General features: G+C 72.6%; 7 protein-coding genes. 3 read left to right on the top strand and 4 right to left on the bottom strand.

The window, feature by feature from the left end:
• Nucleotides 1–11 precede the first annotated feature (11 nt).
• Nucleotides 12–893, top strand: a complete 882-nt coding sequence (rfbD, locus tag ABZU76_RS19300; RefSeq protein WP_354871181.1) for a dTDP-4-dehydrorhamnose reductase — start codon at nucleotides 12–14, stop codon at nucleotides 891–893.
• Between the two features lie 51 nt (nucleotides 894–944).
• Here the strand turns inward: rfbD and ABZU76_RS19305 are convergent, their stop codons facing one another.
• The 3 genes from ABZU76_RS19305 to ABZU76_RS19315 are packed head-to-tail and all read right to left on the bottom strand — an operon-like array spanning nucleotide 945 to nucleotide 5,503.
• Nucleotides 945–2,030, bottom strand: coding sequence for a glycosyltransferase family 1 protein (locus ABZU76_RS19305; protein WP_354871184.1), 1,086 nt, complete (start codon nucleotides 2,028–2,030; stop codon nucleotides 945–947).
• On the bottom strand, nucleotides 2,023–4,536 hold the full coding sequence (locus tag ABZU76_RS19310; protein ID WP_354871186.1) for a glycosyltransferase: 2,514 nt from the start codon (nucleotides 4,534–4,536) through the stop codon (nucleotides 2,023–2,025). Before ABZU76_RS19310 ends, ABZU76_RS19305 begins: the two co-directional genes overlap by 8 nt.
• A 37-nt stretch (nucleotides 4,537–4,573) precedes the next feature.
• Nucleotides 4,574–5,503 carry a glycosyltransferase family 2 protein gene (locus tag ABZU76_RS19315; protein WP_354871189.1) on the bottom strand — a complete coding sequence of 310 codons (930 nt, stop codon included), beginning with the start codon at nucleotides 5,501–5,503 and terminating at the stop codon, nucleotides 4,574–4,576.
• An 18-nt stretch (nucleotides 5,504–5,521) separates the two neighbouring features.
• On the opposite strand from ABZU76_RS19315, the gene ABZU76_RS19320 reads away from it, so the two are divergent.
• Complete coding sequence (locus ABZU76_RS19320; RefSeq protein WP_354871191.1) at nucleotides 5,522–6,589, top strand: glycosyltransferase family 1 protein; 1,068 nt, start codon at nucleotides 5,522–5,524, stop codon at nucleotides 6,587–6,589.
• 76 nt (nucleotides 6,590–6,665) lie between these two features.
• On the opposite strand, the gene ABZU76_RS19325 is transcribed toward ABZU76_RS19320, so the two are convergent.
• Nucleotides 6,666–11,537: an RHS repeat-associated core domain-containing protein gene (locus tag ABZU76_RS19325; RefSeq protein ID WP_354871194.1), complete on the bottom strand. Its 4,872-nt coding sequence runs from the start codon at nucleotides 11,535–11,537 to the stop codon at nucleotides 6,666–6,668.
• A 229-nt stretch (nucleotides 11,538–11,766) separates the two neighbouring features.
• On the opposite strand from ABZU76_RS19325, the gene ABZU76_RS19330 reads away from it, so the two are divergent.
• Nucleotides 11,767–12,897, top strand: a complete 1,131-nt coding sequence (locus ABZU76_RS19330; protein WP_220247369.1) for a glycosyltransferase family 1 protein — start codon at nucleotides 11,767–11,769, stop codon at nucleotides 12,895–12,897.
• Nucleotides 12,898–13,040: the final 143 nt, after the last annotated feature.

Raw genomic sequence — 13,040 nt, forward strand, 5'->3', positions numbered from 1 at the left:
GAGGTAAGACGGTGCGGCTCGCTCTGCTCGTCCCCGGCGGTTCCGGCCAGCTCGGCCGCGACCTGGCAGCGCTCGCGGGTCCCGAGGTGGAGGTGGTCGCGCCGTCTTCGGCGGAGCTGGATCTCCGCTCGGCCGGCGAGGTCGTGAGGGCACTCGACGCCCTGGTTTCCCGCGCCGCCTCGGGTGCGGCCCCCGTGGTCGTGAACGCGGCGGCCTACACGGCGGTCGACGCGGCCGAGCAGGATGAGGTTCGTGCGTTCGGCGTGAACGCCGACGGACCGCGGGTGCTCGCCGCGGTGTGCTCGTCGCGGCGGGTGCCGCTGGTGCACGTGTCCACGGACTACGTGTTCCCGGGCGACGCTTCGCGGCCGTACGAGGTCACGGACGAGCTGGGCCCGAAGAGCGCGTACGGGCGGACCAAAGCGGCCGGCGAGGACGCGGTGCTCGGATCCGGCGCATCGGCCTGGGTGGTGCGGACGAGCTGGGTCTACGGCAAGAGCGGGGCCAACTTCGTCAAGACCATCCAGCGGCTGGAAGGCGAGAAGGACCAGCTGACCGTGGTGGACGATCAGGTCGGGTCGCCGACGTGGTCCGCGGACCTGGCCGGTGGGCTGGTGGAGCTGGCCGGGCGGATCGCGGCCGGCGAGGGTCCGTCGTCGCGGGTGCTGCACTGCACCGGCGAGGGCGAGGTGACGTGGTGCGGGTTCGCGAAGGCGATCTTCGAGGAGATCGGCGCGGATCCCGAGCGGGTGCGGCCGTGCACGACCGAAGAGTTCCCGCGGCCGGCGCCGCGGCCCGCGTATTCGGTGCTGTCCAACGCATCCTGGCGCGAGGCGGGGCTGACGCCGTTGCGGCCGTGGCGCGAGGCGCTGGCGGAGTACTTCCGGAGCTGACTCGTGAGCGGCGCGCGCCGGTTCCGTCGGCGGGCGCCACCCCCGAGCGGATCAGCGGCCGGCGGCCCGGCGGTAGGCCTCGACGGTCAGCGTCGCGCAGTTGCGCCAGGTGAAGCCGGCGGCGTGCGTGCGGCGGGCCGTGGACGTGGCCGTCGCGTGCGGATCGAGCACGGCTTGCCGCAACGCCGTCGCCAACCCGTCGACGTCGTCGTAGGGCACGAGCGTCGCACACGGACCGGCCACTTCCCGCAGCGCCGGAATGTCCGTGCAGACCACGGGAACGTCGGACGCCATGGCCTCCAGCACCGGCAGCCCGAAGCCCTCGTCGCGTGACGGCAGCACCAGCGCGGCCGCCCCGGCGACGACGGTCCTGAGGTCCACATCGGACAGATAGCCCGTCTGTCCGGAGCGCGGCAACCGCGGGAACGGGCCCGGCCCGGCGAAGACCAGCGGCGGCAGATCGGGCGCCGACGCGTGTGTGCGGGCCAGCCAGTCGAGGCCCTTGCGCGGCCCGGCGGCGCCGGCGAACAGCAGGTACTTCTCGGGCAGGCGGAGCTTCGCGCGCTGGCCGTCGTCCGGCGGGCGCGCGGTGAACCACGCCGGGTTCACTCCGAGTGGGGTGACGACGATCTTGTCGCGCGAGACGTCCAGGCGCTCGGCCACCGAGTCGGCGACGGCCGAGGTGGGGGTGCAGATCACGTCGGCGCGGCGGGCGCCGCGGCGCACCAGCTCCGGCAGCGTCCGGTCGGACGGCGCGAGCTCACCGGGTTCGTCGAGGAACGCCAGGTCGTGGATGGTCAGCACGCCCGCGGCGCGCAGGCGGCCGGGGAGGACGAAGTTGGTGCCGTGGACGACGTCGGTGGGCCCGGCGAACAGCTCGACCGGTGGGAGCTCGGAACGCAGCCACGCGCGGCGCAACAGCCGCGCGGGCACCGGCATGCCGCGAGCCCGTGCGCCGTGGGGCAGGACGCCGCGCAGCTTTCGCCAGCCGCGCAACGTGAACGCCACCGCGCGAGGGTCCACTTCGGACATCGACGCCAGTTCCTCGCTCAACGCCGCCGTGTAGCGGCCGATGCCCGTGCGGGAGCCGAGCAGCGGGGTGCCGTCGAGCAGCACGCGCAGCGGTCGGTCAGCCACGGCGCAACCGTTGCCGGGCGACCTTGACGACCCGGCCGCCGACGCGGCGGGCCAGCTCGCTCGCGCCGCCCTGCGCGAGGTACTCGCGGACGAGGTCGACGTCGCGGCGGACCAGGGCCGTGCCGCGGACCGGGGCGGTGGTCGTGAGGTCCGCGGTGCCCGGCAGCCGGTCGGCGGCGGGCCGCGGGTTGCGGCAGAACTCCACCAGCGGCTTCAGCGCCTCCGGCCATGCGTAGCGGCGCGCGACCTCGGCGATCCGCTCGACGCAGCCGGCCGCGAACTCCTCGTCGTACAGCGACTTCTCCAGCGCGGCCGCCAGCGCCTCCGCGTCCTCGGCCGGCACGACGACTCCGAGCCGCTCGGTGCGGACGAGGTCGGCGAACGCGTCGCCGTCGGTGGTGACGATCGGCAGGCCCGCCCACAGGTAGTCGAGCACGCGCGTGCGGAAGGCGAACGTGGTCTCGACGTGCTCGTAGTGCGTGGTCACGCCGCAGTTGGCGTCGAGCAGCCAGTTCTGGCGCTCGCCGTAGGGGACCCACTGCTCGTTGAAGAACACGTGCTTGTCGGTGAGGCCCAGCGAGTCGGCCAGGCGGATGGTGCGCGCGCCGATGTCCATCTCGGCGACCTCGGGGTTCGGGTGCTTCATACCCAGGAACACGAGCCGCGCGTCGTCCCGGTTCTGGCAGAGCAGATCCATCGCACGGATGAGCGTGAGCGGGTCGAACCAGCTGTACACGCCGCCGGCCCACAGCACCACTCGGTCGGACTCGCCGAGGCCCAGCGACGCGCGCAGGCCGGGGCCGGTGCGCACGGGTTCCTGCGGCGAAAGGCCGAACGGCACCACGGCCAGCAGTGACTGCGTGGTCGGGTCGGCGTCGTAGAGCCGCGGCGACAGCCGGCCCAGCGCGGCGAGGTGGCCGAGCCAGAAGTGGCGCTGCCGCTCCGACGCGCAGAGGAAGAAGTCGGCGCGCTCCAGCTGTGCGTCGAGGACCTTCGTGACGCCCGCGAGGTCGAGGGCGCGCTGGTCGTCGGCCACGCCCTTGCCCTGCTCCAGGAGCTCGAGGTGCATGGGGTCGTAGACGTCGGCGACCACGATCTTGTTCGCGTGCTGTTTCTTCAGCGTCGGCGCGAGCTCCAGGACGTGGCCTTGCAGGATGATCACGTCGGCCCACTCGACGGGCGCGTCGAGGTCGCGGAACTTGCCCGAGCTGATCTTGAACGCGGCGGGTGGCGGCGAGAGCAGCGGGTTGGTGGTCATCAGGTGCACTTCGTGCTCGGCCGCGAGCGTCGAGGCGATGTTCCACGCGCGGATCGCCGGGCCGGCCATGCGCTCGGTGATCGAGTCGCCCGTGAGCACGAGGATCTTGCGGCGCTGGCCGAACACGGCCTCGATGCCGAAGGCTTCCACGAGGATGTCGTGGGCGCGCAGGTAGTCCGGCAGGGGGTACGCGGGCTCTAAAGCCTTGCGCAGCAAGGGAAGCAGGTCGGCGTCGGTGCGGACGCGCGCGGCCTGCTCCTCGGCGCGCGACTCGGCGAGCGACGGCATCATCTCCACGAACCGGTCGATGGCCAGCACGCCCGCGACCGTCGTCCGGGGCACCGCGAGGTCGCCCGTCTCGACCGGGCCGACGCCCTTTTCGAGGTTGAGCTGCTCGGGGTCCAGGCCGCCGCGCGCGGTGGCGCGGCGCACGGCCAGCGCGAGCGCCGCGGGCAGGGCCTTGGCCAGCGACTCGTCGGAGAGGTTCTTGTAGAGGGCGGCGAGCGCGTTGCGTTCCAGCAGGAAGGTCTCGCGGCCGGTCTCGGGCGCGTCGACGGCCGACATCGTGCCGTGGTGGCGGTGATACGCCAGCGATTCCGGCACGTAGCGCACGCGCCAGCCGCGCAGGTTCAGCCGCCAGCCCAGGTCGACGTCCTCGTAGAACATGAAGAATCGTTCGTCGAAGCCGCCGAGCTCGGCGAACACCGAAGCGCGCACGAACATCGCCGAGCCGGTGCCGAAGAGGACGTCCTTGGCGACGTCGCGTTCCGCCTCGGGCACGTCGGCCAGCGGGCTGCCCGCGTGACGCTTGTAGCCCATGCCGAACCAGGTCAGGCCCGCGTCGACGAAGTCGGTGCCGGTGCCGTCCCAGTCGACGACCTTGCTGGCCACCGCCGCGACGGTCGGCTGCGCCCGCAGCTCCGCGACGGCCGCGGAGACCCACGCGGGCGCCGGGCGGGCGTCGTTGTTGAGGAAGGCGAGGACGGTGCCGCCTGCGTGCTTCGCACCGAGGTTGCAGCCCCCGGCGAAGCCGCTGTTCACGGGCGACTCGATCAGCGTCACGTCCGGCACGGCGGCGCGGATGCGCTCGGCGTCGTCGCCCCCGGAGGCGTTCTCGACGCAGATCAGCTCGACGTGCTCGTAGTCCAGCTCGGCCGACAGCGCGCGAAGGCAGGTGATCGTATCTTCGGCGCCGCGGTAGTTCACCACGATCACCGAGACGAGCGGTTGCGGTTCCCCCAGCGGCAAAACGAGCTCCTGTCCGTGGTGTCGGGCCTGACCCAGCTTAAAGGCCCGCCCAGGCGTCCCAGATCGCCCCTCGGCCGAGGGTGGTGATCGCGCCTGTGCGTCTGCGGGCGTGGAGGGTGGCGGGGAGCCTGATCGCGACTTCGGCCAGCACGCGAGCGCGAAGGCCGATGTGGAAGTTGGCGGCGTCGGGCTTGCTGCGGCGGAGGGGGAGCAGTGCGGTGATCAGGGCGAAGCGGACGATTTCGCGCACGGCGATCGTGGCCGGGGCGCAGCGCAGGAGCATGAGGAGACGGTTGCGTTCGTTCCAGCGGTGGAACAGGGGCGAGCCCGGTTTTGTGCTCGCGCCGTGGAGGTGGCGGACGCGGGCCTTCGGGGCCGAGACGACGTGCCACCCGGCCAGGCGCAGGCGCCACGCGGTGTCGGTGTCTTCGTAGTAACAGAAGAAGCTCGCGGGGACACCGCCGACGGCGCGCACGGCGTCGGCCCGCAGGAGCGCGGCGCCGCCGCAGAAGCCGAAGACCTCGTCGACGGGTTCGGTGAGGTCGGCGCCGTGGCCGTCGGCGGTGAGGCGGACGCCGGTCGACTGCGTGGTGCCGTCGGCGAGCTCCAAGTGGCTCGTGACGGCGGCGGCGAGCGGCTGTTCGTCGAGGGTGTCTTCGAGCTCGGCGAGCCAGGTGGGTTCGGGCGCGGCGTCGTCGTTGAGCCAGGCGATGGCCGGGGTTGTCGTGCGGTCGAGGGCCACGGCCATCGCGCCCGCGTAGCCCGTGTTGCGACTGAGGCGGATGACCTGCGGTTTCGACGGGTGGGCCGCCAGGAGGGCGGCCGTGCCGTCGTCGGAGGCGTTGTCGATCACGAGCGTCCGATGTGGACGCGTCTGGGCGGCGAGGGCGTCGAGGCAGGCTTCGACGTGAGCCGCGCCACGCCAGGTGACCACGACGACGGTGCTGCCGGTTTCCGCGCTGGTCACCTGGGTGAGAATAGCGGCGTGCCCGAACTGGTAGTGCTCGCCGAGCAGCTGCTCGCCCCCGTCCCGGGTGGTACGGGCCGGTACACCGCCGAACTGCTGCCCGCGCTGGCGCGCACCGCGCCGCCGGGCTGGACGGTGTCGAGTGTGGTCGCGCGCCACGCAGACGTATCGCCTGCCGTTGTCGAAGGCGTCGAGGGGCCGCGCGCGCTCCCGGTTCCGCCGCGCGCCCTGGTCGGCCTGTGGCAGCTCGGCGTGCCCTGGTGGCCGGGCGGCGACGCGGTCCACGCGCCGACGCCCTTCGCGCCCCCGCGCCCGCCCGCGGGCCGCACGCTCACCGTGACCGTCCACGACACCGTGCCGTGGACCCACCCCGAGACCCTCACCGCCCGCGGCGTGAGCTGGCACCGATCGATGATCGCGCGAGCCGCGCGCCGGGCGTCGACCTTGATCGTGCCGACGCGAGCGGCGGCCGACGAGCTGGCCGTGCTGGTGGACGTGACCGTGCCGGTGCGCGTCGTGCCCCACGGCGTGACGGTGCCTCAGGGACAGGCGGCGCTGGACCTGCCGTCGAAGTACGTCCTGGCCGTCGGCACGATCGAGCCGCGCAAGGGCATCGACGTGCTGGTGGACGCCGTCGCCGCGGTGGGCGATGTCGCCTTGGTGCTCGCCGGGCAGCCCGGCTGGGGCGGCATCGATCCGGTGCAGCTCGCGGCTTCGCGCGGCCTGACGGACGTGCACGTCCTGGGCAAGGTCACGGACGCGGAACTGGCCACGGCCCTGCGCGGCGCGAGCGTCCTGGCCGTGCCCAGTTTGGCGGAGGGCTTCGGGCTGCCGGTTTTGGAGGCCATGGCTTCCGGAGTGCCGGTGGTGCACACGGACGTGCCGGCGCTGGTGGAGGTCGCCGGTGGTGCGGGGGTGGTCGTGCCGCGGGGTGATGCGGTGGCGTTGGCGGCCGGGCTGCGCGAGGTGCTGGGCTCGCCCGAGCGGGCCGCCGAGCTGGTCACCCGCGGCCGTGCCCGGGCGCGGGAGTTCACCTGGCGCGCCGCCGCGGAGGCCGTGTGGGCCGCGCACCGGAAACGGTCCTGACCACGGCTGACCCGGTCCTGCTCACGGTGCCCGCCCGCCGACCGGGTGTCGGCGGGCGGGCACCGTCGTCAGCGGCTCACTTCACCCACTTGCCGGGTGTGGGACGTCCCGGAACGGTCGTGGTGCCGGTCCAGTCGACGGAGTTGCTCGCCGCACCGAAGCCGCCGGGCTGTTTGCGCAGGACCAGCTCGATCGGCCGGCCGCTCTGCATGGCGGCGGCGAACGTGTGGTGCTTGTCGCCGTCGATCGTGAGCTGACCCGGTTTGTTCGGGGGGTAGTAGACCGGGACCTGTGTGGGGGTATCCATCTGCCCGTCCTTCTTCCACTGGGCGATCTTGTCGTCGATGACGCCCTGGAAGACGTGCTCCTGCTGGCCGGCGACACCGTTGAACCGGGTACCTCCGATCTTCTGCGGTTCGGGGGTGAAGGTGTAGGTCCCTTCCACCCGCTTGACGCCGAACTTCGTGCCCTCCGGAGCCGGGTGGAAGTCCGTCCTCGCCGCGGGCGGCTTCGACCCCGGGTTGGTGTTGGTGCCCACGCCTCCGTGCGGAGCGGGGTTGGTGTCGGTATCCGGTTTGGTCGTGGCCGGTTCCGGCTTCGGGTCCGGGTGGGAGCCAGTTCCGGCCGGGTCCGGCTTGGGAGCCGGTTCGGGCTTCGGCGCGGAGGTGTCCGGGGTGGAGGAGTCCGGTTTCGCCGTTGATGCGGTCGTGGAATCCGAATCCGGCTTGGCTGCGTCCGGCTTCGGATTGCCTTGCAAGCCCGCCGGCTTCGGGGCCGGCGTCGGCTTGCCCTGCAATTCCGGTGGCTTCGGGGCCGGCGTCGGCTTGGACTGCAAGCCCGATGGCTTCGCGGGCAGCTTCGGCTTTCCGGTCAAGGGGTCGATCGGCGCGGGCGGGCGGTTCTTGAGCGGCGGTGGGGTCGGCTTCGCCGTGCTGCCACCGGTGTTGCCGGCGTTGTGGCCGGCGTTCGGCGTGGCCGGCGCCGGGTTGGCGGAACTGGCCTTGGTCGAGCAGTTCATGAGTCCGAGCGCGTCGAACTCCGCGAACGGGTCGGTGACGTAGGCGTAGGGGTCGGGGCCTGGTTCGAGGCCCAGCGGGTCCTGGCTCAGGTACCTCGCCGTGGCCGGGTCGTAGTAGCGGAACACGTTGTAGTGCAAGCCGGTCTCGGCGTCGGCGTACTGCCCGGGGAAGCGCAGCGGGGTGGCCGCCGCGGTGAGCTCGCGGCCGGTCAGCGTGCGGCGGCTGGTCCAGGCCAGCGCGCCGCGGTCGTCGAGCAGGTCGGTCGGCGTGCCGATCGAATCGGTCACGAACGTGTGGAACACCTCGCCGCGCGCGCCGTGCTCGGACTGCGCCACCGGGGCCGGCGTGCCGGGCAGGTGGTCCCACGTGACGATCCCGTCGGGGCGGGACTCCTCGATCAGCGTGGTTCCGTCCCACGTGTAGTGGGTCGTGTGCGTGGTGCCGTCCGGGTGGCGGGAGGTCTTGCCGATCCGGCGGCCCAGCGGGTCGTAGTGGTAGTGCCAGACCGTGCCGTCGCCCGTGGTGACCGCGGCGAGCCGGTCGCCGGACCAGCTGAAGGTCTGGCCGGCCTGCCGGCGGACGCGGCGGCCGTGCTCGTCTTCGGCGACCGCGGCACCCGGCGGCGGCACGGGTGTGCCGGCGCTGTCGTAGCGGTACTCCTCGCGCCCGCGCGCCGTCGTCACGGCGATGATGCGGCCCGCCGGGTCGCGGGCCAGGGTCGTGGCGCCGGTGACGTCGTCGCGCAGCCTGGCGAGCGAGCCGCCTGGCTGGTAGGTGAACCCCCGGCGCTGCACGGTGGCGGGACCGGCGGTCACGGTCTGCGAGGTGAGCGCGCCTCCGGGGCCGTAGCTCTGGGACAGCTTGGAGACGCCGTCCGCGGTCCGGGCCGTCACGCGGCCGTCGGCGTCGTAGCGGTACTCGACGACGTGGCTGCCCGTGGCGAGCCGGATCGGGCGGTCCAGGTCGTCGAACGTCCAGGTGCTCTCCAGCCCGCCCGGCGTGCGGCGCCGGATGGTGCCGGGACTGTAGGCGAACTCGACGCTGCGGCCGTTGACCGTTTCGCGGACCACGCGGCCGAACTCGTCGCGCTCGAACTCGACGGCCGACTCCCCGTTGTCCGCGTGGACGAGCATGCCGACCGGGTCGTAGTGGTAGGTCGTGGTCCGCTCGGGCGCCCGGACCTCGACGAGGTTGCCGAGTGCGTCGTAGCGGTACTCGGTGGGCTCGCCGGCGGGATCGGTCGACAGCATGAGGTGCCCGGCGCTGCCGTAGACGTAGGTGCGGGTGCGGCCGCCGAAGTCGGTCTGGTGCACGAGACGGCCGAGCGCGTCGTAGCGGTAGTGCCACGTGCGGCCGAGCGGGTCGGTCACGGACGTGAGCCGCAGTTCCGTGTCGTAGCCGTAGGTGGTGCGCGCGCCCGAGGGGTCGGTCACGGCGGTGAGCTTGTCGAACGGCCCGTACTCCCGCCGCGTGCGGCGGCCGAGCTCGTCGGTGTGCTCGATCTCGTTGCCTTCGCCGTCGTAGCGCCAGAGTTCGCGCTCGCGCCGTTCGGTCGAGCGCGCCGCGCGCAGCCCCTCGACGGTCCAGCCGAGGCGAACCCGCCCGCCACCGGCTTCGGGCACCTCGCGGGGACGGCCGAACTGGTCCGTCTCCACGGCGTCCGGATTCGCGGGCGGGGCTTGGTCGAGGCTGATCGCCGAGGCGATGCCGACCTGCTCGGTCAACGGGTCCGGCGCGCCGTTGTCGTAGCGGCGGTAGAAGGTCCGCTCCCCGTCGTCGACGGTGATCGCGACGACCTGACCGGACTCGTCGTGTTCGGGCCGCGCGACGGAGCCGTCGGGGCGCGTGATCGTGGCGAGCACGCCGTCGCCGTCGTAGGTGTAGCGGGTGGCGCGGCCGAGGGAGTCGGTGCGCGCGAGCAGCCGGTCGTAGCGGTCCCACTCGAAGTGCGTGACGTCGCCGAGAGGATCGGTTTCGGACACCACCTGGTGGGCGTCGTTGAGCCGGAACTCCGTGGTGTGCCCGAGGGAATCGGTGTGGCGGGTGAGGTGATCGCCGTAGTCGAAGGCCCCGTTGAGGAACCCGTCGACGCCTTCGGTGCGGACGCAGCGGCCGCGCTCGTCGTAGACGTAGCGGTATCGGACGCCGTTGCGGTCCTGCCAGCCGGTGACCCGCCCGGCGAGGTCGTAGTCGAACAGCTGGGGGCGGCCCGAGGAGTTGACCACCTCGGTGAGGCGGCGGCGCTCGTCGTAGCCGAAGCGCAGGACCCGCACGTCCGCCAGGGTTCCGTCGCCGAGCACTGCCAGCTCGGTGACCCGGTTGTTCTCGGTCCGCACGGCGACCCGCACGCCGTCGTCGCGCCGCAACAGCGCGGGTGCGCCGAGGTCGTTGTAGAACACCTCGACCCGGTGCTGCTTCGAGGTGATCGCGCGCAGCGCGAGCCGGTGGCCGGTGCCGGGGAACTCCAGGTCGCGGTCGCCGGCGTGCAGCGAGTAGCCCCGCTCGGTGCGGGTCAGCGGCCAGCGCGGGCCTTCGAGCGGCCAGCGCGTGCCGTCGCCGAGTGCGTAGACGAGGATCTTGCCGTCCGGCGCGAAGTAGCAGACGTGCTCGTCGTCGACCTCGAGCCGCTGGTCGATGCTCGACGCCCAGGACGGGCCGAACCAGCGGCCGGCCCGGTAGGACGAGACGTGCGTCCGCTCGAACAGCAGGGTGCCGAGGTCGAGGTCCAGCTGTTCGATCACCACCTCACCGGTGGCGACGTCGACCGGGTCGGACTTGCAGACGCGGTCGTCGGTGCCGACGGAGCGGTCGCGCGGGTTGCCGGGCTTGTTCGAGGAGGGCGTGGTCGAACCCGACGTGTCCGGGGTGTCTTTCGGCTTGGGCGCGGGGATGTCGCCGCCCGTCGCGCCGTCGCTGCCCGAGGGCGAGTCGCCGCCCGGGCTCGACTTGGCCGGGGGAGGCGGGCCGCCGTCGTCGAGCTTCGGCGCGCTGGAGGTCGTGGTCGTGTCGTCGCCGCCCTTGCCTGCGGGCGGGGTGTCCTTGGCGGGCGGGGTGTCCGAGCCGTGGTAGCCGGCGCTGGACGTGGTGGTGCTGTCGCCGCCGGGTGCCGGCTTGGGCGTGTCCTTGCCGGGGCCCTTGGGCAGCCCGCCGGGCTCGGCGCCCTTCGAGATCTTCCCCGGCTTGAGGTTCTTCAGGCTGCCCGCGGCGTCCTGGAAGAGGTGGCCCGCCTTGGTCAGCAGCTTGCCGAGGTCGCCGAGCGCCTTGACCAGGTTCTTCACCAGTTCGGCGAGGTCCTTGGCGGTCTTCGCGACGAGGTTGACCACCTGCGGTACGACCCAGCTCAGGCCGACGCCCAGCGTGAAGATCACCTGCAACGCCCAGGAAACCATGTGCCCGACGACCTGCGCGATCGTGTCCCGCACCAGCATGCGCACCGCGGCGACGACCTCGCCGGCGGTCTTCACCCCGCTCGACGCGCCTTCGGACGCTTGGGAAGCGCCTTGGAGGAGCTTCGAGACTTCGTCGGCCTGCTTGCGGTACGCGTCGGCCGCGGAGCCGGCCCAGCTCTGCAGGTCAGAGTTGACCAGGTCGATCATGTCCGACGAGACGGAGGTGAGCTCGTCGGCGATGTTCTTCCAGGTTTCCGAGGCCGCCGTGATCTGGTCGGGGTTGCCCGCGAGCTTGTCGAGCGCCTCCTTGAGCGGGCCGACGTGCTCGATCAGCCAGCCGACGCCGTTGGCGAGGATCGCGCCGAACGGGTCGGCGACAACGGAAAGCGCGTCCATCGCGGTGCCCGCGACGCCCATCACCGTCGACGCCCAGTCGCCGCTCTCGATGCCTGTCTTGAGGCTCTGGGCGTCTTCGAGGATCGATATGCCGGAGACGGCGGTCGTCGAATCCTTGGGCTGCGCGACCAGCGGGTTGGACATCGGGTTCTCCTGTTCTCGGTGCTCCCTGGGACCAGCACGAGGAGGTCACCCCAACGGTTCAAATCTCCTTGATCGGCGGGCGTGTGAGGACACCCGGTCATGTCGGAAGGGGCACCCCGGCGGAGCTGTCAACCGGGCCTGTGCCGGGTCACGCACTGTCAGTTCGTCGGTTCCTTACTTGCTCGCTGGGTGATCGCCGTACTCTGCTCACGTGACCGGTGATCCCCGTGTGTTGATCGACGCGACCGCGGTGCCCGCGGATCGGGGTGGCGTCGGCCGGTACGTGGACTCGCTCGTCGCGGCCTTGGACCAGGACGGTGCGCGGCTGACGGTCGTGTGCCAGCCTCGTGACCTGTCGCTGTACGACCGGCTCGCTCCCGGCGCGCGCGTGGTGCCCGCGTCACCCGCGACGTCCACCCGCACGGCCCGTCTGACCTGGGAACAGGCGACGTTGCCGCGGCTCGTGCGCCGGCTCGCGGCCGATGTCGTCCACTCGCCGCACTACACGATGCCCCTCGCGAGCGGCGCGGCTTCGGTCGTGACGCTGCACGACGCGACGTTCTTCACCGACCCCGTGCTGCACTCCTCGGTGAAGGCGCGGTTCTTCCGCGCGTGGACCGTGGCCGCGCTGCGCCGCGCGACGCTGTGCGTCGTCCCGAGCCAGGCGACGGCGCTGGAGCTGGGCCGCGTGACCCCCGTCCGGCACGCGGAACTGGAAATCATTCACCACGGCGTGGACACGGAACGCTTTCACCCGCCGTCCCCCGAGGAGATCGCCGCGGCTCGCGCGGCCGTCGGCATCGGGCGGACGCCGTACATCGCCTTCCTTGGGGCGCTCGAGCCGCGCAAGAACGTGCCGGCGCTGATCCGCGGCTACGCCCGGGCGATGTCGGGCGAGCGCGACGCCCCCGCACTGGTGCTCGCCGGCCAGCCGGGCTGGGACACGCAGGTCGAACGCGCCCTGGACGCCGTGCCCCACCGCCTGCGCGTGATCCGCGCCGGGTACCTGCCCTTCGGGACTCTCGCGGGCTTTCTGGGCGGGGCCGAACTGGTCGCCTACCCGTCCCTGGGCGAGGGCTTCGGCCTGCCCGTGCTCGAAGCCATGGCCTGCGGCGCCGCCGTCCTCACCACCCGCCGCTTGTCGCTACCGGAAGTCGGCGGCGACGCCGTCGCCTACTGCGGCGTCGGCGCGGGCGACGTGGCCGCCGCGATCACCGAACTCCTCGCCGACCCGTCCCACCGCGCCTTCCTCTCGGCGGCCGCCCAGCAGCGCGCCAAGGACTTCTCCTGGGCGACGACGGCGGAGCGTCATCGGGAGGCGTATGGGAAGGCTTGGGATCGGCATCGCCGAATGCACTGACCGGCGCGGTTGAACGCTGCGCGGGTGCTCGCCGAAACCGGCGGCTTGGCGGACGGTCGCGTGCCCCGAAGACCGCCCGTCATCACCCTCGGTGACGGGGTCGATGCATGCCCGTAGCCGTGTGTGAACGGGGGACAATGGGT

It is taken from the genome of Amycolatopsis sp. NPDC005232 (assembly GCF_040607795.1).
Lineage (GTDB): Bacteria > Actinomycetota > Actinomycetes > Mycobacteriales > Pseudonocardiaceae > Amycolatopsis.